Here is a 26,452-nt window from a genome sequence, read left to right as displayed (position 1 = left end):
TCGCCATACCTCCTTCAGGCTTGCATTACAAAGGTTAAATCAGCACTAACAACCTCACGACCAGCACAGGTAATCACGCCATGGCCTGTTCCGATTTGACGACGCAACTTAGTTAACGTTACCATCGCTTCTAACCGGTCACCTGGGCGCACATCCGTCTTAAAATCAGCCTGCCGAATTCCGCCAAAAAAGACGTTATTACCATGATGCTCCGGCATCGATAGTAAAGCCACAACTCCCGTTTGAGCCAAAATTTCTAATAATACTGGCCGAATCATCGTTCTTCCGGTCAGTGTCGGACTCTGAAAAAACCATTCATTAATCGTGACTAATTTTTCCGCTGTTGCGCTGACACCTGGTTGGACCGCTATGATACGGTCTAATAATTGCAGCGGAAACCGTTGGGGAATTAAATCCGTAACTTCCATTAAACGGTCGTCTCCTCAATTGCAAACAATGGTTCATCAAATTCAACCATAGTTGCATTCTTAATTAAAACTTCTTTAACGATCCCACTAACTGGGCTAGGGACTTCGTTGATCATTTTCATCGCTTCGATTACACACAAGGTTTCCCCTGACTTGACACGATCACCCACCTGAACAAACGGCGCCTGTTTCGGGTCGGCAGCTAAGTAAGCCACCCCAACTAGGGGCGCCGTGACCATCGTTGTTCCCGATTGAGTCGCCACTTCAGTCGTCGGTTTGACCACTGGTACCGTAGAGTCGGTCACTGCCGGCTGTGAACGCGCTGAATTTGTCTCAGCAGTTTCAGCTTGTTTATTCAAATGCAGTTCAAAGGTTGTCGTCTTGACGTCCATGACTTGAGCGCTGGATTGATTAAACTGATTGATCAGGGCGGTCATCGCTTCCGTATCCGTCATACTCATACATTCACCCACTTCTTAAAGGCAACCACGGCATTATGGCCCCCAAAACCAAATGAATTACTCAAAGCATAGGTTGCGGCTTGATGTTGAGTTGCTGGCGTTACTAAATTGACTGGACACTCAGGATCTTGGTCCGTACAACCAATATTCGCAGGTAACTGACCCGCTTGCAGAGCACCAATCGTTGCAACAGCTTCAATTGCACCCGCAGCGCCTAATAAGTGCCCCGTCATTCCTTTAGTACTGCTGACTTGTACATCTTGACCAAACAACGCGCTAATTGCTTGAGCTTCGGCACTATCATTCGCATGTGTGGCTGTTCCATGAGCATTGATGTAATCCACATCACGCGGCTGAATGCCGGCTTCCGCAACGGCTTGTTGCATTGCACGTTTGGCACCAGCACCATCCGGTCGGGGGGCTGTCATATGATAAGCATCGCTAGTCGTTCCGTAACCCACGACTTCACCAAGAATCTGGGCGCCTCGGGCTTGGGCATGGGCCAACGTTTCTAAGACTAACGTCGCACCCCCTTCACCCATCACAAACCCATTGCGTTGACGATCAAACGGTAATGAAGCCAACGTTGGGTCAGTGGCTTTCGACAACGCAGTCAGGGACGCAAACCCTGCAATACCGATTTCGTTGACGGAAGCTTCTGAACCACCCGTGATGATCACATCTGCCTTTCCTTGACGCAAATATTCAAACGCATCGCCGATGGCATTCGTCGCCGACGCACACGCGGTCACAATCGCTTGACTGGTATTCTGTGCGTTAAATTGCATCGCGATATTACCAACAACCATGTTGATGATTGAATTAGGGACGAATAACGGTGAAACTCGTTTGGGACTCTTGTCGTGCATCTTGATCACTTGCGCTTCAATCGTCGTTAAACCACCGATACCCGAACCATAAATAACGCCTAATCGTTCTGGATCAATATTTGCTTCATTTAGTCCGGCTTGCGCCATCGCTTCACTTGCACTGTATAGACCATAAACGGAAAATAAATCCAATCTTTTCGCTAATTTCTTTTCAATTCGTTCTTCTGGCTGAAAATCCTTAACCTCACCGGCAACTGTAATCCCAGTGGGCGTCGCGTCAAACTTCGTGATGGGCTTAATCCCAACTTGTCCCGCGAATAACCCCGTTAAAAATTCATCAACACTATTACCGAGGGGCGTCACCGCACCCATTCCAGTCACAACTACTCGTTCTGTCATTGGATAACCTCCCATATCTTATATCGTCATGCCACCGTCAACTGTTAGCACTTGTCCCGTTAAGTACGGTTGGTGCAATAAAAAGTCAATTGCTTGGGCAATTTCGTCGGGCGTCCCAAAGCGTTTGAGTGGAATATCACTTAAGGCAGCCGCCGTTACACGGTCATTCAATTGTGCCGTCATGGCCGTCGTAATCATTCCTGGGGCCACCGCATTACACCGCACTTGGCGCCGAGCCCCTTCCTTTGCCGTCGTTTTAGTTAAACCAATAATTCCAGCCTTACTAGCCGCATAGTTCGCCTGGCCGATATTGCCATGTAACCCGACCACACTAGCAACATTAACGATGGCGCCTTGTCGCTGTCGCTGCATGACTTTTAAAGCGTATTTGGTCATATTAAATGTGCCCAATAAATTTGTTTGAATCACACTCATGAAATCTTCCGCGTGTAGCCGCGTTAATAACTGATCATGGGTCACACCAGCGTTATTCACGAGTCCATCTAAGCGACCAAAATTTGTCATCACGGTCTCAATTAAATCAGCCGCCGTTTGATCATCGCTCACATCTCCAACTAATTGCGTCAACCTTGGATATTCAGCCGTTAATGCTTGCCAATCGGCCGCTTCAATTTCATGATGAACGTTTAAAATAACGCTGGCCCCCTGAGCTGCCAGCCGTTTGACTGTTGCCAAACCAATACCCTTAGCAGCTCCAGTGACTAAAATCACTTCATCCACGCTCACGTACCTCCTCAGTATCCTGACAATAATTCTGCCAATCTGTCACATCTTCAATTGACCAAACCCTTACCCCCGGCAATGTTTGTTTGGCAAAAGTTGCTAAACTATGCCCCGGTCCAACTTGAATAATCTCATCGACCTCATATGTCGCAATTCGTTGTAAGCAGGCCGCAAAGTGCGTTGGCGATACTAACTGTTTTACCAACGTTTCCTTGACAGTTGCCTGGCTAAAGGGGGTCACGGTCGTATTACTGATGACCGGAATTTGGGGTGCTGCAATATTAACAAATCGTAATCGTTGCGCCAACGCCTCACTCGCTGCTGCCATTAACGGCGTGTGTGAAGCCACCGCAACGTCTAATGGGACCACCCGTTTAACGCCGTGTGTTTTTAAATAGGTTCGCGCAGCTTGAATACCAGCTGCATCGCCACCAATAACAATTTGATCAGCTAGATTGTAATTAGCGGGATACGCAACCCCCACTGCTTGGGCACTTTGACAAGCGGCTGCAACCAGTGCCGGCGTTACCTTCAACGCCGCGACCATCTCCCCGGGATGCTGTAATCCCGCTCGTTGCATATATCTAGCCCGATCGGCAACTAACTTCAAGCCATCAGCAAATGGCAGGACGCCAGCTGCAATCAATGCGGCATACTCGCCAAGGCTCAATCCTGCTAACACGGTCGGACACTCATTAAGCAACGCTGTTAAAGCACGATATAACCCCATATTCATCGCTGTAATTGCAACCGGCATCCGTTGAGCATCATCGATCCAATCAGAAGTTACCCGCAGATCCCAGTCCAACACTTGATTAGCTTCGTCAATCGTGGCTTGGTACGCTGGTAACGTTTGATAAAGATCGGCCCCCATATCGGCAAACTGTTGTCCTTGACCACTGAATAAGATTGCCGTTTTCATAACTTAGTCCTCGCTAGTTTCTTGATGAGTCGCCACATAATCAACTAAATCACCAACCGTGGCTAACGCGTCATCCGTTTCGATTTCGATATCATATTCGTCTTCGATCTTATCGATCACTTCAAAAACGTCCAGACTATCAAGTGCTAAGTCTTCGGTAAAATTCGTTGTCATCGTAATCTTGTCAGCATCCACGTCTAATTGTTCCACGATCATCTTTTTAATTTGGTCAAAAATTTCAGTTTTAGTCATTGTTGATTCCTCCAGAATTTTTAAATTAATTTTAAATGCTTGATTTCAGTTATCAATTAATACTCAATTACGGCACTACCGACGGATAACCCGCCACCAAAACCGGTAAACACCAGCTTGTCACCACGTTGAACTTGCTTTTGGGCAACCATTTCGGCAAATAGAATCGGTTCACTGGCTGCCGCAGTATTGCCATACTGTGCAATGTTCATCGGTAATTGTTCCGTAGCTAAGTTTAATTTTTGACCAACGCTCTTAACAATACGTGCGTTGGCCTGATGAAGCACAAATGCTTTAATATCACTCGACTCGAGCCGTGCCTGCATCAACGCCTGCTCAATTGAGTGCGGCACTTGCTTAGTGGCAAAGTCATAAACCCGCCGACCATTCATCTGAAAGGCCCAGCGGTTAGAATCTGCACCATCAGTCCGTGTCGACCACGGATTCACCTGAGGTTGCTGTCCCGCCGTTAAATAATGCCCGTCAGCGCCAAACGTCGCGTAATGACCGCCCAGCCAGTGCCCAGTGGCCGTATTAGGCTTAGCAGCAATCAATAGACCACCCGCACCATCACCAAATAAAACGGCAGTGCTACGATCATGCCAGTCTACTAACCGACTCAAGGTCTCGCTACCGATTAACAAAGCGGTCTGGCCCGGTTGTAAGTATTGGTGAACCAACTGCATCCCATAAACAAAGCCCGCACAGGCAACATTGATGTCAAAGGCAATTGCTTTTTCAGCCCCAATCGCTGCCTGTACTTGAGGAGCCGTCGCCGGTGTCAAATAATCCGGTGACATGGTTGCCACGATGATCAAATCAATCGCCGTCGCCGCTAGCCGACTTTGCTGCAACAACTGCTGGGCAACTGAAACAGCTAAACTCGTCGTTGTCTCATCGGTCGCGACGTGGCGAGAACGAATTCCCGTTCGCTGCTTGATCCAATCATCAGAAGTCGCCATCAATTGCGTTAGTTCTTGATTCGTGACTTTGGTCGTCGGCAGTGCCTTAGCACTCGCTAAAATCGAAAAATTAGTTGTCATGGTTGGTTACAATTCGGCAATGCTTTTAAAAAACTTTCCCAAACGACAATCGCCGAATTGCCATTACCACCTTTCTATTTTGAATCAGTTGCACCAACGATAAAGGTTAAATCAGTTGTGCAGGCTGCCTTGTCACCGACCATCGCCTGACAACTCACCGTTCCCATGTTGGACCGTTGCTTGACCATTTGGACATGCAACTTCAAGACATCACCGGGACGGACAATTTTGCGGAACTTGGCATCCTTAATGGCGCCAAGATAAGCCGTCTTACCAGCAAACTTTTCAGATTTCAAAATCAGAATCGACGCGGCTTGCGCCAAAGCTTCAATAATCAACACGCCCGGCATGACCGGGTTACCGGGAAAGTGCCCTTGGAAAAATGACTCATTGATCGTGACATTTTTCGTCACCACGATCGATTCACCCGGATTTAATTCATCCACCCGGTCCATGAATAAAATTGGGTACCGGTTGGGGATTAATTGCATAATTTCACTTGCTTCTAACACACTCATAGTTAGTCGCTCCTTTCACGGCGTTTGGGAATGGCATTAAGTTAATCGTCCGGCCAAATCTTGTCAATTGATTTCAGCAGATTAATTTATAGTATGTTACATTTTTTAGTAGCCAAATCCCGGTAAGCTGGGCTCTAATCGAGCTTTATTTTTTGCGAAAATTTCTTGACGATCCATTTTTTGCGGTCATAATCCGTCAACGAACTGGCACAGTTTAGCAATTTGACTATAAAGTTTATAATCAAATTGCTAACAAGTTTTGACTTCAGTAAGCAGTGATACAATCTGTTCAACTGTCACTAGCTTAAATGCACGCAAAAAAAAAATTGCATCTAAGAACTAGCATTCTTAAACACAATTGTTATGACGATCTATTAATTTAAAGGATTACCCATCAGTCTAAAGCCATCACATCCATAAGATTTTAACGCTCATAACTTTTAACCTAAACGGCAATGCCTGTTAATTTTTGAACATCCCCAGAGATTGTTGGCGGTAAACGGATGGACTCTGATGAAACCATTTTTTAAAAGCTCTCGAAAAAGACTCTGGGTCTGAATACCCTAACAAATAGCTGATTTCAATCAAGTTTAGCGATTGATCTTTCATCAAGGGTACCACTAGGGTTCGACGCGCAATTTGGACTTCATCATTAAATGTGGTGCTTAAAGTACTAAGATGACGCTGCAAGGTTCGTTTACTGAGATTCAAACTTGTTGCAATCTCGTCAATTGAGAAGGAACCACTAGGAATTTTCTTCAACAATAGTGCTTGAACAGTCGCGAGCAATGATTGGTTGTGTTCAATAGCCAGTTTTTGTTGGTCTAACCCTGGTTGCAAAAATGCCCACATTGAATTATTGGCCGAAATAAACGCCCGCTGTAAGTCCGTGACTTGAAACTGAATGCAATTATCAGCCAATTGTTGAGGTCGAATGCCCATCACGGCATCAATCTGATCACCATACGGATACTTACTACCAACTGAAATTGGCTTGATGAGTTTTCCCGTACCTACTCGTAACAAGCTGATTAACAACAATTGTTCCGTCATAATCGTGAAACGCGGCAACTCGACGCCAAGACTATTTCCCAAAATATGAATATTGACAATATCTGGCTTGGTCACTATCTCTAAATGAACCGGACCTGCCAATGATTTATAGTTTGCCATGCGTGCAATCGCTTGTTCACCATTTTTAGCAGCTAATGCTGCAAAAAAGGACGGCATAAACGTATTAATGTTAGTAATATTCCCTAAACTAAGAATCATTTCATCCGTCAATTGGTTGTCGAATTCGTTCATTAACTGCCAATACTCCACATCAGAAAGCATTAATTGTTCTTGCCAAACCACTTTATTAATACCGGCAGCTTCAAGCAGGCTATTTAAATCAACGCCAAGGCTTGCCATAAAACACTGAAACTGTTCAGAAACCATAATCTTCACACTAATCACTCCTACTAACTGGCATGCATCATGATAAAATCAAAAACACGAGTCGGTAAAATCGCCTTAGCAAGTACCAGCGGTTTAGCCCCAAATCCAATTAAATAACGCACCCGTGGTCGTTTCTGATTGACCGCCTTCGAAATAGCTTTAGAAATAATTTTTGGATCAGACATCATTCGCGACGAGTATTGTCGGCGCATACCCGCGGCAGCCTTGGTCGCTTGTGTTTGATATGCACTGTGACGTGCTGAGGCTTCTAAATGATCCGCAGCAATGAATCCCCAGTTGGTTTTAATCCCACCAGGTTCAATAATTGCAACTTTAATGCCAAAGTCTTTAGTCTCCATTCGTAATGCGTCACTAAACGCTTCGACAGCGTACTTGGTTGCGTGATACCATGCGCCCATATAACTCACCAACCGTCCACCCATGGAAGAGGTATTGATAATGCGTCCTTCACGTTGCGCGCGCATATACGGTAAAACTAATTGTGTCAGCCGAGCCATCCCAAATAAATTAACCTCGAACTGTTGCCTGGCTTCATCAATGGAAACATCCTCCACAGCGCCATATGAGCCATACCCCGCATTGTTGATCAAAACATCAATGCGTCCTTCACTGGCAATTAAAGTTGCTACGGCCTGACTAAGCGACTGCTCATTGGTTATATCTAGTGACAAGGGCTTAACGCCGTATGGGGCTAGTGCTTCAAGTTTATTCAACCGCCGCGCCGCACCGTAAACAACGTGACCTTGCTGTGCTAAGTCTTTCGCTGTCTGAAACCCAATACCGCTGCTTGCACCCGTAATTAAAATAACTGCCATCTCAATGACCTCCTATGTTTTTCAATAACAATAGTTTACATAGAAAATCGCAACGGCTTAATGATTTATCACGTCATCATCATAACATAACATGCCATTTTTTGGCGCAGGCCATTAACAGCTGATATTAATCAACTCAGACAACTGCAAAATCGCACTCATTACGCCTGGCGCTGTTGATCAAGCCCTGATGGTCTAAACATTTTAAAATAACTACACCACCAAAAATTCGCTTGAAATTAATTTCAGGCGAATTCATAAACATCCTGCTGCCAATTTCTCATCCTAATCACCATCCGCCAATGCTCCCGCTAACTAGCCGGCCCTGCACTTCCGATTGCAATATAACCCACAACAGGACGCTGAAACCCACCATGACACCTAAACACTGCCCTTCAAAGCCTGTTAGCGTCGGCAGTTGCAAGAGTCCGAGCTTGCGCCGTTTTTGACGGGCTAACTTAATCATGACTTCACCCGTGACCACAACTAATAGTGGTAACATCACTAGCCACCAACGGCTGCCGAATGAATCAGCCAAGCCGGCACTATTAAAATGTGTGACAACTGTTTGCGGTGCCAAACCAATCATAATGACACATATCAAAACGGCACCAGCCACAATTGTTCGCACGATCCAAGTAAAGACTCGCATTACGCTCACCTCATTTTTGACCCAGTATAGCAAGCTGGCGACAGCACGGACAGCAAAATGCGTTCTTTTAAACGGTTAATTATCGAAGCCAACTACAATCGTGCGACCAGCTAGCTTTAATGACACGGTTCAACTGGTTGCATGTCTTTTTTCTAATACCAACGCAAAGACTAGTCTAAATCAACTAAGTTTGATTGATTTTTACCATTAAATTATCGCCATCGAAAAAGTCGTTTCAGCACGATGAATCAGTACTGAAACGACTTTTAATCGATTGCTTTTAAGCGACTAGTTACCTAGTCGAGATTAATCAATGGTAATCATAGCCTTAATTGTCTTTCGATTTTGCATGTCTTGATAAGCCTGATTAATGTCGGCTAATGGATACGTTTGCGTAAATACCCGGCCCGGATTAATATTACCGTCCAAAACTGCTTTGAGTAAGAACTGTTTGTCATAAGTCGTAACGGAGGCGGAACCACCAGCAACCGCAATATTTTGAGCAAAGGTTGACCCAAGTGGCCGGTTATTATAATGTGGTACACCCACATAGCCTACGCGACCCCCGTTATGCAAAACACCTAAAGCTTGGTCAATGGCCGCTTCGGTGCCGACACATTCCAACGCCGCATCCGCGCCGCCACCAAGGATTTCACGTACCTTCGCAATGCCTTCGTCACCACGTTCAGCGATAACCGCGGTCGCGCCAGATGCCAGTGCCATTTGCTGCCGATCTTCGTGGCGACTCATCAAGACGATTTGCGCGGCACCCCGCAACTTAGCTGCAATCACAGCACATTGCCCAACGGCACCGTCACCAATAACCACGACTTTATCGCCCTTTTGAACGTTTGCACACCGTGCCGCGTGATAACCAGTCGGCATCACGTCTGCCAGCGTCAACAATGACTTGAGCATCCCTTCCGTATAGTCACTAGGTTGACCAGGAATCTTAACTAACGCCCAGTTACCATAAGTGAAGCGAATGTATTCTGCTTGAAAGCCATTAGACCAATTTGTGTGGCCCGGATGCCGATCACAAGTACCATCGAAACCAGCCAAACAAGCCGCGCACTCACCACAGCCATGGGTAAATGGGGTGATGACAAAGTCGCCTGGCTTGACCGTCGTAATGGCCGAGCCAATTGCCTCAACGATTCCGATAGCTTCATGTCCTTCGTTGATCGAATGGGCAGCCTTGTCATCACCATGCGCATATGACCACAAATCGGAACCACAAACACAAGTCCGCACGATGCGCACAATGACATCATCATCAGCTTGTAATGTTGGTTTGTCAACTTCCTGAACAGATACTAGTCCAGCTTTTTCGAAAATTGTTGATTTCATCCTAATCACCTTTGGCCGCCTCAACCAAAATTCAATCAGCGGTCGTTCCCTTCATCATTAAAATAATAATATTAAAACTAATACACATATATTATAACAATAATCTGCACGCACCAGTTACTGATTGCACCAAGTCGGGTATCAACAAATACTTTAGTTACTCAGATAATTGTGACCAGACTCGCTTGTTACTTATCATTCAGAAGCTTTCCATAAAAAATGCGCCCAACCATGTTAGTTTCCTAGCAAGGTCGGGCGTCTTCCCTTTGTCGATTGACCACTTTCAATTCAAGCTCGAACCTACTTTAATAGTGCCGTAGCTGCCAATTCATGGAAGCGAGCGCCATAGGTTAGGCCAGCGTCATCACAGCGGTAATTTGATTGATGTAAGGTCCCATTGCCGCCTGAACCTAAGAATCCATAGAATCCTGGAATACATTCTTGGTATAACGCAAAATCATCGTCGGCATTACATAACTGGGCAGGCACAACATCAAAATCATCTTTCATAACACGTGATAGTACGGCGGTAAGTGCCGCGTCATTGTTGACACAGCTTGGTCCTCGGTCCCAATCAATTGTAGCGGTTTGCTGATTCATCTTGGCAGTTGCACGCACAATATCGTAAAAACGTACTTTAGCTAAATCCCGGTTAGCCGTGTTGAAGGTCCGAATCGTGCCTCGTAAATTCGCCGTATTTGGAATCACGTTAAAAGTCGTTCCCGCTTGGACGGCAGCAATCGTTAGCACCAGTGCTGCGTCTGGCGCAATATTTCGGCTACGAATGGTCTGTAAATTACTGATCAATTCACCAAGCGTCACGATGGGATCATGACTTGCTTCGGGCATCGCTGCATGGGCGCCTGGCCCAAAATTGTGACGTCAAAATTATCATTACTAGCCATGAGTGGTCCAGACTTCATCGCTAAAGTGCCGACTGGTAAATTCGGCATATTATGGAATCCCGCAATCGCACGAACACCTGCTAGAACACCATTATCAATCATCATTTTGGCCCCGCGGTGTCCTTCCTCCGCAGGCTGAAAGATCAGTCGCACCGTACCATTGAGATCTGCCTCATGCACTTTCAATAATCGCGCTCCCCCTAATAAGGCGGCCGTGTGAAAATCATGCCCACAAGCGTGCATCCGACCAGGAATCGTTGATCTAAAGGATAACTCATTGTCTTCTTGGATTGGGAGTGCATCAATATCCGCGCGCAACGCGATGATTGGCGCACCATGCCCAATCTCGGCCACCACCCCAGTTTCTCCCGGATAGTCTACTAACCGAATGTTCAACTCAGTCAATGTTTGCTTAATTAAAGCGGTCGTCGCGACTTCCTGCAGTGCTAACTCTGGGTGTGCGTGTAATTGATGGCGCAAGGTCGTCATCCAAGCTGCTAAAGTTGTTGTCATCATCTGAAAAGCCCCCTATAAAATTTTCAAGAAGATTGACGCAATAATCACTGACGCCACTGAGACGGTTGCAAAACCGCCCACTAACATTTTAGGTAACATCTGGTCTAGTAAATATTGCTTTTCCTCCGCAGTCGATCCCATAATTTCGGTCACTTCATGGGTGACGATATAGTCCGCGGGGAAACCAAATAAGGCAGTCAATGCACTTGCAAAAGCCATTTCGCGGCTAAATCCCAACGGTCGCGCCAATAAGCTAGATGCAATCCACATCCCTAAAACACCAAGAACGATCAACGTTACAATCGGGATCAAAATACCACTTAACATGCTGATTTTAACAATGTTTAGATTGGCAAAAATATAAGCTAGCAAACCATACATCAGCCAGTGAAAGACGCCCGCTTTCTCCAACACCGCATCTTCTAAAAAGCCCAACTGATGCGCGATAACACCAAACACTAAACAAATGATGTACTGATTAATCGTGCCATGGGCTAACTGGGCAGTCCATTCAGCTAGCCCAGTCACAGCAGCGACTTTAAATAACATAAAAGCTGAAGTATCATAAGCAGCCGGTAGTTGCCAATGCCGTAATTGAGGTTGAACTGATTTCACCTTCGCTGGTACGGTTGGTAGCGGGCCCACTGGTAATTGCGCCGTTGTTTGAACTGTCGCACTGGTGGCAGAATCAGCGGTCGTGACCGTGACGTCTACATGTCGGACTTGCAATAGTCGGCGACTCTCCCGTTTTAGCATCCACGCGGTTAGCGGATAACCGAGCATGCTGTGCATGACAAACATTGCCACCGGAAACGCCACAAGTGCGGTAATATGTTGGTCCTTGAGTCCAGCTGTCATCAGAAAGGCAGCCACTAACCCACCCGTCAACGGGGGCACACTGGCAACGATCGTGTGCCAATCAAATAAAAGACGGCCAATTCCCATCGTGAGCACCACTGTCCCAACCACGCCACTCAGGGCAATCACAACTGCGCGCCACTGTTTTAACAACAATTTCAGATCTATCAACGTCCCCATATGAACCAATAAAACGGCTTGGGTAATTTGAATAAAGGCAGTGCCAAATGAAGCAGCAGGGACAATGTTTTTGGGAACAATTGTCCAAAAACCCACTAGAAATAAGAGTGCCGTAATAAATACGGATGGAACATAGGCCCGACTGCGCGTGGAAACCCACTCGCCAAGCATCATAAAACCCATGACAACCATTAGAGAAAGAATTGCTACCATTACCATCATTTCCATTAGCTTAATTTACGATTGGCTTTTTCTAATCGTATTATCATAATCTAACAGAAAGCCAATCGTAAAACGAGCCGTTCAATCAGATTTCGTTTACATCTAATCTCATTCGCAACGACACAAACGATTCTAAAGTATCGCACCTAGTTCCGATAAGATTCCAAATACTAGATTGACTGAACTAACTAAGCAAATTTCAATCAAAATTTAAATCCATGGGACAATGGACTGGGCGTTCATAAATAAATTGACGCCCCAATCGACCATCTATGCGGCGATGCGTATCAGTGAAACCATGGGTCAGGTATAAATGTTGCGCCACATGATTGGCATGATTGACCGCTAATAATATTGTTTGAATCATCGGATAATGACTGGCAAGATAACGTGGTAATTCGGCAAGCGCGTCAGACGCAACCCGCTGATGCTTAAAGCGATAATCAACAGATAAGGCTCGCAACAAAATCGTATTCACTTCCGTTTCACCGTAACTGAGCGGTCCTTGACCAACATGCAAACAGAAAAAGCCCACTAATTGGTTGCCATTCATAATCATAACGGCCGTTCGTTCTAAATCAGATTTGCAAGCACGAATAACTTGTTGTGGCGTCGCCGTGTACATCACATTAACCAGTTGATACTGTTGTATTTGCTTCAGTGCTCCCCGTGTCGTCGAATAACGTACTAATTGAATCATGACCATCACACTTCCATTTGACCGATTTAGCACTTAGTGTAACAGTCCGTGGTCATGACTGGGAATTTTAATAATTCAATTGTTGAATTGACTAACTGGTGCTCGATTCAGCCTGCACTACTAATCCACCACAAAAACGGCATCGGAAAAACTGCCCGATGCCGTTTGGTGATATTCGATTAAACCAGTTAATTTCAAATACGATTCAAGTACTTCATGGGCGCAATAAAATCTTGCCAGCAACTTGCCCGGTCTCAAGGGCCCGGTGCGCAGCGGCTCCTTCTGCTAATGAATAGACTGTCGCTGGTCGTATCGTCACGCGATGCGTGAGCACATCATCAAACAATTGATTGGCACGGCACTGACGAGCAGCCGCGCTGTCCAAATAATCCCATAAATCACCAGTCATCAAACTCTTGGATTCGGACATTAGCTTGACTGGATCAATTACTGGTGGATTGCCAGCTGCCATGGCATAAAAAATGACCCGCCCACGGTGCTTGGTAGTCGCCAGACTAACTGGTAGTGTCTTACCGACCCCATCAAACACCGTATCAAAAAAATTATGATGGGTCGTGTCCCAAGGATCATGGCGCATAAAAACGGTGGTTGCGCCAGCTTGATAGGCCAATTCAGCTTTCGCCGGTGTTGACGCCACACCATAAACAGCCACCTCATTGGCCACGAGCAGTTGCGTTAATAGCTGCCCAACACCACCGCTGATGCCATGAATCAAGACTCGATCGTGCGGTTGGTTTTGTGCTAAGTCATGGACTAAGAACTCCGCAGTCATGCCCTGCAATCCAATGCTAGCGACCTGCTGATCATTGATTGCCCGTGGTACTTTAATCGCCTGATCAGCTGGAACCGCGACAAGGCTAGCGTTGGCAAACGGCACGTCAACGAATAACACCCGATCACCGCGTTTAAAATTCGCCACTTGCTTACCAACTGCCACAACCGTTCCCACGCCTTCATAACCATCAATGTACGGTTGATGCTTTTCCAAATGATAGGTACCACGACGACGATAAATGTCGGCAAAGTTGAGCCCGATATACGTTGTTTTAACCAATACAGTATTTGCAGTAACGATTGGGTCCGCCACCTCACCGTACTGTAGGACCGACGCATCGCCAAAATCATTAAAAAATAATGCTTTCAACTAATCACCCGTCTTTTCTAACAAATCGTCAATACGGCCCGATGCTGTTACCAACGTCAAGAAACGGTGGTTCCAAATCCGATCTTGATAAAAATCAATCGTTTGTTGCGCACTCATCATGGAATTGGCCGTCGTTGTCGTCAGCCCCCGAACCATTTCGAGGTGGTAGCCTAACCCATGAGCCATTTTAACCGTCGTATCCACACAAAACTCGACTTGCGCACCACAGATTTCAAGTGTTTGACATCCAATCACCGTCAATTGGGCTTGTAAATCCGTGTGATAAAAAGCGTTGGCGTGCGTTTTCTGGACCACAATATCGGTTGCTTCAATTGGCAACTCTGGTATCATCTGCCAATCGGCAGAACCAGTGACTAAGTCAGCATCGTGATGTTGCACAAACACGATTGGCTTATTTTGAGCCCGATAACTCGTAATGCGTTGTTGAATACCCGCAATCACGGTTGCCAAATTGGTAACCGGTTGGGACCCGCGACAGACACCAACTTGCATATCAATAATAATCAGTACATCCGCCATGTTGAGCCCTCCGTAAATTAATTTAACTGGCTTGGTTAGCGTCAACTATTATTAACGACGCCCACAAAGCAGTAAGCTGTTTTTAGACTAGCACATTATCCTAGCGTTTCCCAGCATTTAATCGAAGTAGCCCGGCACAACAACATCGTAACAAATAAGATCAGTCAACTGTATCAGCCGTGCGACCATCCAATGCGCGCCGCATCCGTCGCGTATAGTCCCTTAAGACTGCTGTCGCTGGTTGGTGCGTCGCAATCAAATGCACGACTGCACTACCAACGATGACCCCGTCCGCAATTTGTGCCATGGCTTGGGCCTGAGCTGGCTCATGGATACCAAAACCAATTGCGACAGGTAACGTAGTCGCATGGCGAATCTTCGCCACCAGTGTTGCTAAATCAGTCGTGATGTGTCGCCGGGTCCCCGTGACACCTAGTGATGATACGACATAAATGAAGCCCCGCGCCTGCTGGGCAATCGCTGTGATGCGTGCATCATCACTCGTTGGCGCAATCAATGGAATCAAAGCAATACCATAGTGGTCTAAGGTTGGTCGAAGTTCACCAGAGGCTTCTAGTGGCATGTCGGGAATAATCAAGCCTGCGACATTCAAACTTTGACACTGCTGGGCAAAGGCAGCATAACCAAACTGATAAACAATGTTCGCATAGGTTAAAAATACGAGTGGAATAGTTGTCTTCTCTCGAATTGCCACCACCAATTCAAAAACGCGTTGGGGTGTGATGTGTTGGTCAAACGCACGGAGATCAGCGGCCTGAATTTCGGGACCATCAGCCACAGGGTCTGAGAACGGAATGCCAATCTCAACGAGATCACAACCCGCTTCTGCTAACGCAACAACTTGGTCAACTGTCGCTTCAAAATTAGGATCACCGGCCACTACAAAAGCAATAAACGCCTTATGATTTTTAAAAATTGTTGTTAAATCAGTCATCAATTGTCACCCCTCGATACTTTGCAATTGCCGCCACATCTTTATCTCCACGACCGGATAACGTACAAATAATAGTTTGGTCACGTCGCATCGTTGGTGCTAATTGTTGTACGTAGGCGACTGCATGGGCACTCTCAATCGCACAGATCACCCCTTCGACCTTAGCAATCAGTTCAAATGCTTGTACTGCTTGGTCATCGGTGATCCCCACATATTGCGCCCGGCCACTCGCAGCCAGGTAGGCATGTTCCGGTCCGACGCCCGGGTAATCCAGCCCAGCCGAGATTGAATAGACCGGGGCAATTTGTCCGGCTTTATCTTGTAAAAAGAGTGACTTCATGCCATGGAAGATACCAGTCCGACCACGTTCAATCGTCGCAGCCGTCAACGGCGTTTGAACACCCTTACCCGCTGCCTCACAGCCAATCAGCTCAACTGACGTATCATCAAGAAAAGCCGCAAAACTTCCAATGGCGTTACTGCCGCCCCCAACACAAGCCACGACGGCATCCGGCAAATGACCTGTTTGGTCCAGGATCTGCTGTCGGGCTTCTACACTGATGACACTTTGAAATTCATGTACCATCATTGGAAATGGGTGTGGTCCCGTTGCAGAGCCCATGATATAAGCTGTATCATCACAGCGCCGCGTCCACTCTTGTAAGGCCGCATTGATCGCATCCTTTAGCACCATTGAACCAGTCGTGACCGGGTGGACCTTGGCCCCTAATAGTTGCATCCGGTAAACATTCAATGCTTGACGATCCGTGTCTTTCTTACCCATAAAGACGTCGCATTCCATCCCGAACAAAGCAGCAATAGTTGCAGTTGCGACCCCGTGCTGTCCAGCCCCAGTTTCAGCAATCAATCGCTTTTTGCCCATCTTCTTTGCCAACAGTGCCTGCCCCAAGACATTGTTAATCTTGTGCGCACCCGTATGGTTCAAGTCCTCACGTTTAAAATAAATCTGAGCACCACCTAATTGATCTGATAATCGTTGTGCATGGTACAACAACGATGGCCGGTTCGCATAGTTATTCAACAAGTCAGTCAACTCTTCTTGAAACTGCGCGTCCTGTCGGTAATGTTGAAAGGCGCGATCCAACCGCTGTAGCTCGGTCATTAATGTTTCTGGAACGTACTGACCACCAAAGTCGCCGTAACGCCCCGCCTGTGATTGATTTTTAATCATACTAATTCCTCCTAATTTCTGTTAATAATGGTGTTGACACGCCCGTTTGGTGCGCCCGTTGGACCATCAGATTGATTTTTTCACGGTCTTTATTGCCCGCCGTCTCGACGCCACTAGCCACATCGACCATTGCCGGGTACACCTTGTTGATTGCCGTTACGATATTCGTCGGTGTTAAACCACCAGCCAAGATAAACGGCCGGACGGGACGCTGTGATTGTAATTGATTCCAATCCAACACCTGTCCACTACCTGGACGGGCATTATCCAATAATAAGTAATCCGCTTGACATTGCGTAGCATTCGCTGGCGTCATCGCTTGAATCACCGGCACATGGGCGGCCATTAAGGACGCAATCCGAGGATCATCGACGGTAGCGTGTAGCTGGACCACCTGAATAATGTGCTGTTGCACGAGAGCTAAAATTTCCGATAATTGATTAGTTGTAAACACGCCAACACGCCGGATACGCGGATCTAATTGCTGTGACAGTTGGCGCGCGGTCGCCATCGTAATCCGTCGTCGTCGACCGGGGGCAAATACCATCCCAATTGCGTCTGGGAGCGCTTGATTAACCATCACGACATCCGCTGGTTGCATCAAACCGCAAATTTTAATTTGTGTCATCCACGCACCCCCGCCCGCAGTTGTCTGACAGCTTGCTGCTTATCTGGCGCACGCATCAACGTTTCGCCGACTAAAATAGCGTCAAAGTCGGCGGCCGCCAACGTTTGTACTTGCGTCGACGTTTGAATGCCAGACTCGGCAATCACATAACACTCAGCCGGAACCGCTTGCCGCAACTGACAGCTCGTTGCAAAATTGACACTGAAATCTTTCAAATTCCGATTATTAATGCCAATAATCCGGGCCCCAGCCGCCACCGCTTGCTTAATCTCAGCCGTTGTATGGACTTCAACTAGCGCACTTAAATTCAGCTCATGTGCAAGTGTAATAAAGGCCTTAAGTTGGGCCGGCGTTAAAATACTCACGATAAGTAGGACTGCACTCGCACCAGCCAGGCGGGCACTCGCAATCTGACTAGCGGCCACAATAAAATCTTTACGTAATGTGGGTACCGAGACCGTTTGCGCAATGGCTTGTAAGTAAGACAACTGTCCTTTAAAATACCGGGGTTCAGTCAACACAGAGATTGCATTAACCCCAGCGGCGGCATAGTCCTGTGCAATCTTTAAATAGTCAAAATTGGCTGCAATCAGGCCCTTAGAAGGTGACGCCCGCTTAACTTCACCAATAAGCTGTAAGCCCGGCTGGGCCAGCATTGCTTCAAATGATAAAACGGGGGTGGTCATTTTTCGAGCTTGTTGAATGCGCTTCACACGCTCCCTAACTGGCACCTTCTGAACCCGTTGCTGACTCGCCTGGACGAGTTGATCTAAAATCATGAGGCCATCACCGCCTGACTACTCTGAATTAATTGGGCCAACTTAGCCGTGGCCGCTCCTTGATCGATTGTTTGCTGGGCCAACTCAAAAGCGGCCGCTAGATCCAACTGTGGCTTGGCAATATGCAACGCCGCGGCGGCATTCATCAACACCACGTCACGAGGGGCCCCCGGTTCTCCAGCGAGTACTGCCCGCGTGATGGCGGCATTAACTTGGGCACTACCACCAATAAGAGCCGCATGGTCACAACGCGTCAGTCCAAACTGTTCAGGCGTCAGGATTCGCGTTACTTGCTGCCCATGATTAATTACGATCACATCCGTAGGGGCTGCTGCTGAAATTTCATCTAAGCCGTCTCGGCTATGCACGACCATGGCATGTTTAACACCTAAACGCGTCAACACTTCGGCTAATGGAGCCATTAAAGCTTGCCGGTATACCCCTAATAGTTGCATCTCAGCATGAGCTGGGTTGGCTAAGGGACCCAGTATATTAAAAATAGTTGGAATCTTGATTTGTTGCCGGGCCGGAGCGACGAATCGCATCGCCTGATGATATTCGCGCGCATACATAAAGGCAAAATTGGTCCGCTCTAGCAATGCTAGACTCTGAGCGGGCGTTAGATCGATTTTGATACCGAGTGCTTCTAAAACATCCGCCGCACCACTCTTGGACGACGCCGCACGATTGCCGTGCTTGGTCACTGGTACACCCGCAGCAGCGACCACTAGCGCAGTGGTCGTCGAAATATTAAACGAATTCGACCGGTCACCGCCCGTCCCAACGATTTCTAGCGTGGGCCGTTTAACTTTAAAAGGTAACGCCTGGGAACGCATCGCAGTTGCTGCACCAGCAATTTCATCGATAGTTGCCTTTTTGATGGCTAAGGCGGTCAAAAAGCTCCCAATCTGTGCGTCGGTGGCCTGACCTTTCATAATTTCCGTAATGACTTGTTGGCTCATTGTAAAGTCTAGATTTTCTTGGTTAGTGAGTTGTGCAATCGCTGTTTCAATCATAAGTATTCCTCCACTCTCGTCTGCTTAATGTTTAAGTGCTAAAAAATTACGGATCAGTTGCTCACCAACGGCGGCTGGCGTCATGATTGATTCTGGATGAAATTGAACGCCGTACAGCTGACGGCCCACATCTTCCACTGCCATGATTTCCTGATCATCGCTTGTCCCAATGATTCGAAAGTTAACGGGCAAACGGCCCGCATCAGCTACCAACGAGTGGTAGCGCGCTGCCATGAACTGCATCGGACAATCTTTAAATAGTGATGACGGCTGCACGTGCATTAACGTGGCTTGCCCGTGAACTAAATGCTGGGCGCCTTGCAGCGAACCGCCAAAAGCGGTGACCATCACTTCTAATCCCATACAAATCCCCAATATGGGGACCTGACCGGCTAATTGTTGCACGACTTGTGGACTAACTCCCGTGTGGGCTGGCGTCCCCGGCCCTGGTGATAAAATGATATGGTCAGGTTGTAATGCCTTGATTGCAGCAACCGTCAAATCGTCATTTTTAATGACCCGTACATCGGGCGTCAGACGACCAATTAGTTGATACAAGTTATAAGTAAAGCTGTCATAGTTATCAATTAATAATTCCATCTTTAACTCGTCCTTTCGCGTCTTGTACTGCATTAACGATCACTCGTTGTTTATTCTGGCACTCCTTAAATTCTTGAGCGCCGATACTGTCAGCAACAATGCCCGCACCCGCTGGAATCACCAACTGTTCATTCATTCGGTAGGCCAGCCGGATGCCAATCGCCATGTCTAAATTACCGTTACAATCCAAGTAACCAAAGCAACCACCATAAGCACCCCGCGGCACCTGCTCATAATGATTAATCAGGGTCATTGCTTCAATCTTAGGCGCGCCAGCTAACGTCCCAGCCGGAAAAGTAGCGGCAAGCACTTGGAGTGCTGTAGTAGTCGGCGCCACTTCTGCGGCCACCCGAGACCCTAAGTGCATGACTTGCGAATAACGAATTAATCGCCGTAAATTAGTCACTCGGACACTTTTAAACTTTGCAACTTGTCCTAAATCGTTACGTCCCAAATCAACTAACATATTGTGCTCGGCAATCTCTTTAGGGCTGGTTTGTAATTCATGAGCCAACTGCTGATCCTCGGCAGGTGTTCGACCACGGCGTCTCGTCCCGGCCAATGGATACGTCGCGATTTGTTCCCCATCCTTCGTCACTAACGTTTCTGGTGAGGCCACCGTCATTTCGAAATTAGCCTGTTTAAAATAACAGGTATACGGGGCCGCTGTTTTTTGAAGTTGCTGATAAACTGCCAGCAATGACCCGCTCATGGTCCCCAAACATGGATTAGCATATATCATTTGGAAAATATCACCAGCGTAGATGTGTTGGCGAATTCGGTCAACCTGACGCGCATAGGTCGCTTGGTCCACTTGCATGTGTAATGGTTGCTGCAAGTCAAATGGTGGCAAAGCTATTGGTTGCTGCAATTGTTCAATAATGGCGGCTAACTGTTGCGTTAGAGCCGTTTGAGTCACGGCGTAAGTTGCCGCTAAATCCGCAGTTGGAATCAGCTGTGTCAACCCAAGCTCATGATGTCGATGATCATAGACGAGCACACTCGTAACTAAGAATAAACCTAAGTCATCGAGATCTGCGGTTGCTGGTGATTTCAAATGCAACTTGGGTACAAATTGTTGAACATACTCATAGCCGAAGTATCCTATCAAGCCCCCCGTAAATGGTGGTAATCCATGAATTCGTGGTGTTCGATATTGGTTTAGAATGGCTTGGAGTGTCTCATTAGCTAGTCGTTGGTGCTTGGCTAGTTGCCGACCCGTGAGACTTCGCTGTGGTTTAAAACTAAAATAGCTATATCGTTGGTGCCGATCAATCGTCAGCGCGAAACCGTTCCCCATCTGGTGGATAATTTTAGCAACCGCAATGGGGTCAAATGTGACGAGTGGTCGTTTGACCATCACTGGTACGTAGGGATAATGATCCTGATAAGGAATCAAGGTTGGTAATGTTGGATTCATATTGAACCACTCCTCATTAATAAGATAGTTTTACTTGAGTTGTGGTTAATTGCCATCGTTGCTGCATTGAACTGCCCCCTATCAAAAAAATCCGTCCATGACTAATGACAGTCAAGGACGGATTTTTCCGCGGTACCACCTTGGTTGGACACCAAATTACCCCATTCAGGTTAGACTTGGGTCCCAGCTTAGCGAAATGCAAACACATTCCCGGGAATTGACGACTCCCTATCGTCGCGAGGTAGTAGAACAAAACTGTTCGTTAGTCGCGCCCTCAGTGGTCCATTTAATAATTTGCGTTCGATCGCACTCTCAGCAACGGCGACTCTCTTTACGGGCATCATTATCTTGATCTCCACTTCATCGGTTTCATGGACGAATATTAAGTTGTCATTAACATTAAAACTCAATGAGCAATTTGTCAACACTTTTATCTTAATTTAATATTATGTGACTGTGAAATTAACACTTATTAGTCAAGTTGCTGCCAAAAAGTCTTGTAGTAATGCCAGACCAAACCAGCAGAAATAATTCCGACGCCAACTAATACAATGATATTAATCAGCATAGCTGCCGCCGCGAACAGCTGAATCAGCACACTATAGATCACAATTGTCAGCACACCCACAATACTGCAGGCCAACAAGTTAAGCATCAAACCAAGATTACCGCCGCCCCGATTAAACAATTGGGTCACATTAGTCCAATTCGTCAGCCGTAGCTGATAATCACGCTTAAAGTAATGTTGGGCAGCTAGGTACGTCCCCCAAGCAGCGCCCAATATTAGAGCCAAATCTAGGGCTAATGGTGCTCGCCCAGCGATACCCACCACTAGAACCATCACGCCATTAATCATGACCTGGAACCAATAACCCAAGTAAAACTTTTGTCGTAAGTAACGGGACATTGGGATTGGCAGTGCACGCACAAAGTCAAAGTTCATTTTATCAAGTGAAATGAGATTACCGACTAATGAGGTTTGATTAACATTGACGATCGCACCGGCCATCCCACTGACAAACCAGACACCGAGCCAGTTCAGCGATAGCCGGCTAAAATTAGGAGCGGTCCCCGAAAAGAAAACGGTCCCGACTAAAATCAATGGCAGCAGGATTGAATCTGTGAATAATTGTAAGGCTAAACTGGGTTCTTTCAGTAACTGAAACTGGTAGGTACGCAAAATTTTATTGCGGTTATGTTGTCGTGAATGTCGACGCGGTGGTGTTGCCACTAACACTGAGTTGACTTGCGTAAGCTGTTCCGCTAAGTGGGTCAAAACAAACCGTCCTGTCAGTGCGAACAAAATCAGCGAGATGACAATTAAACTCGCCCAGGTTAGCAAACTCGTCATTGTCAACGGCGTCGTGAAAACTTTAAAAATCGGTATCAATAGGGGTAATGCTGCGCGGTCAACCTGCGTTCCGGTGTCAGATGATGAGCCGCGATTCATGAAGTAGAGCCCGACTAGCACTAAGACAGCGTTAAGGCCTAACATGACGTTCATCACCATTTTTTGATGGGCGCGAAACACGGTTAGCTTGGTTAAGCCAAAAACTATTAGGGCGCACAAGCATAGTAACAGACTCAGTATTAGGCCATACATCAAGACGGCCATCAGCACACCTAACACCACAAAGATTCCGGCCCGTGTTGCGGTCATGATAAAAATTAAAAGTAACGGAATGGTAAAGGGTACCGTGTTGAATATCACGACCAAAATCTTACTCATAAAAATTTCTTGATTGCGGAAAGGTAACGGTAAGTATTCAACAAGATCATTGCCGGCAAAAAAGACGTTATAAATACCGGAGATACTCTGTGAAACTCCCAATAAGATAAATAACGCCACATAGAACGTAAACATGCCTGGCAACTTGCTAAAATCAAAGGCCAACATCGTCAAGCCATAAATGCCAAGAAACATCAAGGCATTCAAGTAAAATTGCCGCATTAGCTTCTTACTCAAGGCTGGCCCCGAAGCGCCCTTTTTACGTAGCCGATCTGTTAGTTGCGGATTCAACAACCTGAGATTAACAGCCAACAAAACACGTAACTGACTTTTATGCATCATGCTCACCCTCCAGCGCATCGACAAGGTGATCATCCGTCAACCGCCCGGCCATTTGTAAATATATCGCCTCAAGTGATTGTTGCGGATGTTGAGCTAGTAATTGTTCAACCGAACCGGTATAAATCAATTGCCCCTGCTTCAAAATTGCCAATCGGTCACATAACTGCTGCGCCGTATCCAGATTGTGGGTGGAAAAAATGACCGTCTTGCCTTTGGCAGCATGGGCCTTCATCAAATTTTTTAAATCAAAAGCAGCTTGGGGGTCTAACCCTTGCAGCGGCTCGTCTAAAATCCAAATATCTGGATCGGGAAGCAACGCCCCAATCAAAATGGCTTTTTGCCGCATCCCGTGTGAATAACTAGCCATGGGTTCGTCAACGTGTTCAGTCATATCGAACAGTGACACCAGCTGCTGTCGCCGTTGCTGAACGGCTTCCTCTGATTGCTGGTAAGCGGCAGCTATCAAGTCCCAATATTCCATCGCCGAAAGTTGAAGAAAAATATCGGGTGTGTCCGGTACGTAAGAGATCTTTTCTTTGACGGCTTGTCGTTGCTGTTCAAGGTCTAAGCCATCGACCGTAACCGTGCCACTCGTCGGTTTAATGATACTGACTAAATTTTTGATCGTCGTTGATTTCCCCGCCCCGTTGTGGCCCAACAAACCGAAGATTTGTCCTGATGCGATGGTTAAAGTAAGCTGATTCAATGCTGTCTTATCCCCATAACGCTTCGTTAATTCGTGAATTTCAATCATGTGATTATCCCCCTAGTCATCAGTTACGTTTATTATACCGGAATCGTCCGAAAATTCGAAACCGGAGCGGTACGTTGCTCATTGATTAACGCTTCTGTCGCCAATGACTAGTTCCATCACGAAACTAACGATTTCACCGATCCAGAAGCATCAGTTAACCTCAACTTCTAGGGCAAGTTTCATCAGACTGTTGATTAAAAAACATATTGCAACCAAGAACCGTTAAATCACCTGCCCCCAAGATACTTATGATTCTAGTTCGATCAGGGACCGTCTTATTTTTAATAATTGTCATATACAAGCAAATCATTTAGGAATTTTCATCGCCATAAATCAAGCACAATTTATCCGCTGGCATTCCCATGTTAGGCCTTTTTGTTACTTACAATTCTGAAAGAACTCCACTAAGTCCAATTAAGAAGCTGGTACCGTTGCTGTAACGCAAAAAAGTTCTTCTCTGACAAGGCATCAGGCCCTATCAAGGAAGAACTTTAATTTACACTTTGTTATTTAAATAACGGCTTTCCATCGCCTGGCGGGCAAGAACAGCGTCCTCAAAATGCTGAAACGGCTTGTGTAACAGGTAGCGCCCCTTGTAGAAAAATGTCGCCACCCATTTTTGAGTATTGCTATCCCAGCTGACACCGATGACACCACTCTTATTACGCTTAGACATAATCTTTGACGGTAAATCAGTGTGATGATCATGAATTTTCAGATTGCTTAACCGCCCCATACTGGCAGCCGTTTTGGGATTACGTCGAATTAACTGCGACCGACTTTCTCGTGTCAAACACCCACAGCTTCTTGCTCGCCCATGCCGCAACGCGTACGAATCAGCTTTGGTCTGATTGCCACAGCGACACTGACACAACCAGAGGGCATTGCCATTTTTGGCAGTTCCACAACGTCTAATGACTGTTAAGCGGCCAAACTTCTGACCCGTGATATCGATTAAAGTAGTCATATTAACGCCTCCATTTAACGGCTAATTATGACGTTTCTTCAAAATTGCACTCACACCAACTAGTAAGGTTGCTGCGGTCAAACCAAGTAGTTCCGCCGCAACACTAGCTTGCCGATTATCATTGGTTTGCGGTAAAGTCGCTTGTTTGTGGGTGGCTGATTGATGAGCCGCGGTTGGCTTAACGGATTTAGTCGTCTTCGCCAGTTTAACCGTTTTTACATTGGCTGGTCGTGTCTGAGCAGGCTGTTCAACAGCCTGTGCTTGTTTGAGATCCACTGACCGCTTGACGCTAGCTTGTTTAGCAGTTGTTGTTGCGACGGTCTGAGCCTTATCCGGCGTCTTGACCGTTGCGACTTTATCTGGCGTGTCAGTCGTCTTAATTTTATCCGACTTATTAACTGTCACCGTCTTCACCGGTGTTTTTGGTGTCTCACCGGTTGAAGGCCTATCGGTAACGTAACGAATCGTTTGAACATCATCCACGCTAGCTGGCGTAACCATGACTGCCTGAGTACCCGTTACCACCGCATGATAGCCCGGAATACTGAACGCCGCGACGCGCTCAAAAGTGTGATCCGCCTGATTAGTCGACCAATTGCTATACGTTACGTCCCCGGTGACCTGATCAACCCGTTTAGTACGAGTGAATGTCATCGCTCTGACCGTATCATCGTGCAACTGCGTGCCAGTCGTACTCTGATAATGTACGGTTTGCGTGATTGTCTTGGTCTCGGTTGTCGCAGTTGTCACATGTGCAAGCTGAACCAGATAGCTGTGAACGACACCATCATCATTGAAAATAGCTCCTGAAACTGGATAGCTATCGCGGACAAGCACGTAGCCCTGATTACTGTAATCAGCAATTGTGTTAGCCGTGCGGTAATCGGATGATGTCTGATAATCGCCAGTCAAACTGACGGTCGCGAGCGTTTTATCCGTGGTGACATCAACATAGGTGACCGTCGCCTTTTCTGCGTTAAGCGCATACGTCACAATAATGTTGGTCGGTTGCGCCGCACTAGTTACTGCATCGTTTCCCGTGACCCGCGCCCGGTCAGCTGTATAGCCAATAATAACGGGTGACGTCACGGTGGTATAACGACCAGTAG

General features: G+C 46.7%; 28 protein-coding genes and 1 pseudogene. All 29 read right to left on the bottom strand.

What is annotated here, in order from left to right; translation table 11 throughout:
• Positions 1-14: 14 nt before the first annotated feature.
• Positions 15-428 carry a 3-hydroxyacyl-ACP dehydratase FabZ family protein gene (locus MMY95_RS10695; protein ID WP_003645121.1) on the bottom strand — a complete coding sequence of 138 codons (414 nt, stop codon included), beginning with the start codon at positions 426-428 and terminating at the stop codon, positions 15-17.
• Positions 428-889: an acetyl-CoA carboxylase biotin carboxyl carrier protein subunit gene (locus MMY95_RS10690; RefSeq protein ID WP_003645122.1), complete on the bottom strand. Its 462-nt coding sequence runs from the start codon at positions 887-889 to the stop codon at positions 428-430. The genes MMY95_RS10695 and MMY95_RS10690 overlap by 1 nt, the downstream gene beginning before the upstream one ends.
• Positions 886-2,118 carry a beta-ketoacyl-ACP synthase II gene (gene fabF / locus MMY95_RS10685; protein ID WP_003644335.1) on the bottom strand — a complete coding sequence of 411 codons (1,233 nt, stop codon included), beginning with the start codon at positions 2,116-2,118 and terminating at the stop codon, positions 886-888. Before fabF ends, MMY95_RS10690 begins: the two co-directional genes overlap by 4 nt.
• An 18-nt stretch (positions 2,119-2,136) precedes the next feature.
• A complete protein-coding gene (fabG, locus tag MMY95_RS10680; RefSeq protein WP_015640346.1) occupies positions 2,137-2,865 on the bottom strand; it encodes a 3-oxoacyl-ACP reductase FabG in 729 nt (242 codons plus the stop codon).
• Positions 2,852-3,784, bottom strand: coding sequence for an ACP S-malonyltransferase (locus tag MMY95_RS10675; RefSeq protein WP_053267014.1), 933 nt, complete (start codon positions 3,782-3,784; stop codon positions 2,852-2,854). Before MMY95_RS10675 ends, fabG begins: the two co-directional genes overlap by 14 nt.
• A 3-nt stretch (positions 3,785-3,787) precedes the next feature.
• A complete protein-coding gene (acpP, locus tag MMY95_RS10670) occupies positions 3,788-4,036 on the bottom strand; it encodes an acyl carrier protein (RefSeq protein WP_011101500.1) in 249 nt (82 codons plus the stop codon).
• 56 nt (positions 4,037-4,092) lie between these two features.
• On the bottom strand, positions 4,093-5,079 hold the full coding sequence (locus tag MMY95_RS10665; RefSeq protein ID WP_045351278.1) for a beta-ketoacyl-ACP synthase III: 987 nt from the start codon (positions 5,077-5,079) through the stop codon (positions 4,093-4,095).
• 74 nt (positions 5,080-5,153) lie between these two features.
• Positions 5,154-5,597: a 3-hydroxyacyl-ACP dehydratase FabZ gene (gene fabZ / locus MMY95_RS10660; RefSeq protein ID WP_003640408.1), complete on the bottom strand. Its 444-nt coding sequence runs from the start codon at positions 5,595-5,597 to the stop codon at positions 5,154-5,156.
• 462 nt (positions 5,598-6,059) lie between these two features.
• Entirely contained in the window at positions 6,060-7,046 is a 987-nt protein-coding gene (locus MMY95_RS10655; protein ID WP_003645127.1) for an AraC family transcriptional regulator, read from the bottom strand.
• A gap of 14 nt (positions 7,047-7,060) precedes the next feature.
• Complete coding sequence (locus MMY95_RS10650) at positions 7,061-7,873, bottom strand: oxidoreductase (protein WP_003644332.1); 813 nt, start codon at positions 7,871-7,873, stop codon at positions 7,061-7,063.
• Between the two features lie 289 nt (positions 7,874-8,162).
• Entirely contained in the window at positions 8,163-8,525 is a 363-nt protein-coding gene (locus tag MMY95_RS10645) for a DUF1648 domain-containing protein (protein ID WP_045351275.1), read from the bottom strand.
• 306 nt (positions 8,526-8,831) lie between these two features.
• Entirely contained in the window at positions 8,832-9,875 is a 1,044-nt protein-coding gene (locus MMY95_RS10640; protein WP_053267684.1) for a Zn-dependent alcohol dehydrogenase, read from the bottom strand.
• A 300-nt stretch (positions 9,876-10,175) separates the two neighbouring features.
• Positions 10,176-10,724: a M20/M25/M40 family metallo-hydrolase gene (locus MMY95_RS10635; RefSeq protein ID WP_241277639.1), complete on the bottom strand. Its 549-nt coding sequence runs from the start codon at positions 10,722-10,724 to the stop codon at positions 10,176-10,178.
• The gene (locus MMY95_RS10630) at positions 10,694-11,296 is read right to left on the bottom strand and encodes an amidohydrolase (RefSeq protein ID WP_238352302.1); all 603 of its coding nucleotides are present in this window, start codon (positions 11,294-11,296) and stop codon (positions 10,694-10,696) included. Before MMY95_RS10630 ends, MMY95_RS10635 begins: the two co-directional genes overlap by 31 nt.
• A 12-nt stretch (positions 11,297-11,308) precedes the next feature.
• Positions 11,309-12,547, bottom strand: a complete 1,239-nt coding sequence (locus tag MMY95_RS10625; RefSeq protein WP_087509325.1) for a hypothetical protein — start codon at positions 12,545-12,547, stop codon at positions 11,309-11,311.
• A 208-nt stretch (positions 12,548-12,755) separates the two neighbouring features.
• Positions 12,756-13,256 (bottom strand): GNAT family N-acetyltransferase, encoded by a 501-nt coding sequence (locus tag MMY95_RS10620; RefSeq protein ID WP_053267683.1) that lies wholly within the window; start codon positions 13,254-13,256, stop codon positions 12,756-12,758.
• A gap of 214 nt (positions 13,257-13,470) precedes the next feature.
• Positions 13,471-14,421 (bottom strand): zinc-binding dehydrogenase, encoded by a 951-nt coding sequence (locus MMY95_RS10615; RefSeq protein ID WP_241277638.1) that lies wholly within the window; start codon positions 14,419-14,421, stop codon positions 13,471-13,473.
• Positions 14,422-14,961, bottom strand: a complete 540-nt coding sequence (locus tag MMY95_RS10610) for a cysteine hydrolase family protein (protein ID WP_003640399.1) — start codon at positions 14,959-14,961, stop codon at positions 14,422-14,424.
• 160 nt (positions 14,962-15,121) lie between these two features.
• Positions 15,122-15,916, bottom strand: coding sequence for a tryptophan synthase subunit alpha (gene trpA, locus MMY95_RS10605; RefSeq protein WP_053267681.1), 795 nt, complete (start codon positions 15,914-15,916; stop codon positions 15,122-15,124).
• Positions 15,909-17,108 carry a tryptophan synthase subunit beta gene (gene trpB, locus MMY95_RS10600; protein WP_003640397.1) on the bottom strand — a complete coding sequence of 400 codons (1,200 nt, stop codon included), beginning with the start codon at positions 17,106-17,108 and terminating at the stop codon, positions 15,909-15,911. Before trpB ends, trpA begins: the two co-directional genes overlap by 8 nt.
• Before the next feature lies 1 nt (position 17,109).
• Positions 17,110-17,736 carry a phosphoribosylanthranilate isomerase gene (locus MMY95_RS10595; RefSeq protein WP_021356291.1) on the bottom strand — a complete coding sequence of 209 codons (627 nt, stop codon included), beginning with the start codon at positions 17,734-17,736 and terminating at the stop codon, positions 17,110-17,112.
• Positions 17,733-18,515: an indole-3-glycerol phosphate synthase TrpC gene (gene trpC, locus MMY95_RS10590; RefSeq protein ID WP_053267680.1), complete on the bottom strand. Its 783-nt coding sequence runs from the start codon at positions 18,513-18,515 to the stop codon at positions 17,733-17,735. The genes MMY95_RS10595 and trpC overlap by 4 nt, the downstream gene beginning before the upstream one ends.
• Positions 18,512-19,531 carry an anthranilate phosphoribosyltransferase gene (trpD, locus tag MMY95_RS10585; protein ID WP_027821416.1) on the bottom strand — a complete coding sequence of 340 codons (1,020 nt, stop codon included), beginning with the start codon at positions 19,529-19,531 and terminating at the stop codon, positions 18,512-18,514. The genes trpC and trpD overlap by 4 nt, the downstream gene beginning before the upstream one ends.
• 24 nt (positions 19,532-19,555) lie before the next feature.
• Entirely contained in the window at positions 19,556-20,131 is a 576-nt protein-coding gene (locus MMY95_RS10580; RefSeq protein ID WP_003640393.1) for an aminodeoxychorismate/anthranilate synthase component II, read from the bottom strand.
• The gene (locus MMY95_RS10575; protein ID WP_104795695.1) at positions 20,115-21,551 is read right to left on the bottom strand and encodes an anthranilate synthase component I family protein; all 1,437 of its coding nucleotides are present in this window, start codon (positions 21,549-21,551) and stop codon (positions 20,115-20,117) included. Before MMY95_RS10575 ends, MMY95_RS10580 begins: the two co-directional genes overlap by 17 nt.
• A 472-nt stretch (positions 21,552-22,023) precedes the next feature.
• Entirely contained in the window at positions 22,024-23,619 is a 1,596-nt protein-coding gene (locus tag MMY95_RS10570; protein WP_016511669.1) for a hypothetical protein, read from the bottom strand.
• Positions 23,612-24,376 carry an ABC transporter ATP-binding protein gene (locus tag MMY95_RS10565; protein WP_003640390.1) on the bottom strand — a complete coding sequence of 255 codons (765 nt, stop codon included), beginning with the start codon at positions 24,374-24,376 and terminating at the stop codon, positions 23,612-23,614. The genes MMY95_RS10570 and MMY95_RS10565 overlap by 8 nt, the downstream gene beginning before the upstream one ends.
• A gap of 496 nt (positions 24,377-24,872) precedes the next feature.
• Entirely contained in the window at positions 24,873-25,343 is a 471-nt protein-coding gene (locus MMY95_RS10560) for an alcohol dehydrogenase (protein WP_003645142.1), read from the bottom strand.
• Between the two features lie 21 nt (positions 25,344-25,364).
• A pseudogene (locus tag MMY95_RS10555) lies at positions 25,365-26,452 on the bottom strand (mucus-binding protein); the annotation flags it as partial.

Origin of the sequence: Lactiplantibacillus sp. ME-2 (assembly GCF_022549155.1) — a bacterium.
Lineage (GTDB): Bacteria > Bacillota > Bacilli > Lactobacillales > Lactobacillaceae > Lactiplantibacillus > Lactiplantibacillus plantarum.
Note: the sequence above shows the minus strand (reverse complement) of the source record. Positions and strands in the feature narration are given on the sequence as shown.

Bases quoted from the DNA above. Each gene is read 5' to 3' on its own strand.
- MMY95_RS10695 (WP_003645121.1), bottom strand. From the start codon at position 428: ATGGAAGTTACGGATTTAATTCCCCAACGGTTTCCGCTGCAATTATTA.
- MMY95_RS10690 (WP_003645122.1), bottom strand. From the start codon at position 889: ATGAGTATGACGGATACGGAAGCGATGACCGCCCTGATCAATCAGTTT.
- fabF (WP_003644335.1), bottom strand. From the start codon at position 2,118: ATGACAGAACGAGTAGTTGTGACTGGAATGGGTGCGGTGACGCCCCTC.
- MMY95_RS10675 (WP_053267014.1), bottom strand. From the start codon at position 3,784: ATGAAAACGGCAATCTTATTCAGTGGTCAAGGACAACAGTTTGCCGAT.
- acpP (WP_011101500.1), bottom strand. From the start codon at position 4,036: ATGACTAAAACTGAAATTTTTGACCAAATTAAAAAGATGATCGTGGAA.
- MMY95_RS10665 (WP_045351278.1), bottom strand. From the start codon at position 5,079: ATGACAACTAATTTTTCGATTTTAGCGAGTGCTAAGGCACTGCCGACG.
- fabZ (WP_003640408.1), bottom strand. From the start codon at position 5,597: ATGAGTGTGTTAGAAGCAAGTGAAATTATGCAATTAATCCCCAACCGG.
- MMY95_RS10650 (WP_003644332.1), bottom strand. From the start codon at position 7,873: ATGGCAGTTATTTTAATTACGGGTGCAAGCAGCGGTATTGGGTTTCAG.
- MMY95_RS10645 (WP_045351275.1), bottom strand. From the start codon at position 8,525: ATGCGAGTCTTTACTTGGATCGTGCGAACAATTGTGGCTGGTGCCGTT.
- MMY95_RS10640 (WP_053267684.1), bottom strand. From the start codon at position 9,875: ATGAAATCAACAATTTTCGAAAAAGCTGGACTAGTATCTGTTCAGGAA.
- MMY95_RS10635 (WP_241277639.1), bottom strand. From the start codon at position 10,724: ATGCCCGAAGCAAGTCATGATCCCATCGTGACGCTTGGTGAATTGATC.
- MMY95_RS10630 (WP_238352302.1), bottom strand. From the start codon at position 11,296: ATGATGACAACAACTTTAGCAGCTTGGATGACGACCTTGCGCCATCAA.
- MMY95_RS10625 (WP_087509325.1), bottom strand. From the start codon at position 12,547: ATGGTAGCAATTCTTTCTCTAATGGTTGTCATGGGTTTTATGATGCTT.
- MMY95_RS10620 (WP_053267683.1), bottom strand. From the start codon at position 13,256: ATGATTCAATTAGTACGTTATTCGACGACACGGGGAGCACTGAAGCAA.
- MMY95_RS10610 (WP_003640399.1), bottom strand. From the start codon at position 14,961: ATGGCGGATGTACTGATTATTATTGATATGCAAGTTGGTGTCTGTCGC.
- trpA (WP_053267681.1), bottom strand. From the start codon at position 15,916: ATGACTGATTTAACAACAATTTTTAAAAATCATAAGGCGTTTATTGCT.
- trpB (WP_003640397.1), bottom strand. From the start codon at position 17,108: ATGATTAAAAATCAATCACAGGCGGGGCGTTACGGCGACTTTGGTGGT.
- MMY95_RS10595 (WP_021356291.1), bottom strand. From the start codon at position 17,736: ATGACACAAATTAAAATTTGCGGTTTGATGCAACCAGCGGATGTCGTG.
- trpC (WP_053267680.1), bottom strand. From the start codon at position 18,515: ATGATTTTAGATCAACTCGTCCAGGCGAGTCAGCAACGGGTTCAGAAG.
- trpD (WP_027821416.1), bottom strand. From the start codon at position 19,531: ATGATTGAAACAGCGATTGCACAACTCACTAACCAAGAAAATCTAGAC.
- MMY95_RS10580 (WP_003640393.1), bottom strand. From the start codon at position 20,131: ATGGAATTATTAATTGATAACTATGACAGCTTTACTTATAACTTGTAT.
- MMY95_RS10575 (WP_104795695.1), bottom strand. From the start codon at position 21,551: ATGAATCCAACATTACCAACCTTGATTCCTTATCAGGATCATTATCCC.
- MMY95_RS10570 (WP_016511669.1), bottom strand. From the start codon at position 23,619: ATGCATAAAAGTCAGTTACGTGTTTTGTTGGCTGTTAATCTCAGGTTG.
- MMY95_RS10565 (WP_003640390.1), bottom strand. From the start codon at position 24,376: ATGATTGAAATTCACGAATTAACGAAGCGTTATGGGGATAAGACAGCA.
- MMY95_RS10560 (WP_003645142.1), bottom strand. From the start codon at position 25,343: ATGACTACTTTAATCGATATCACGGGTCAGAAGTTTGGCCGCTTAACA.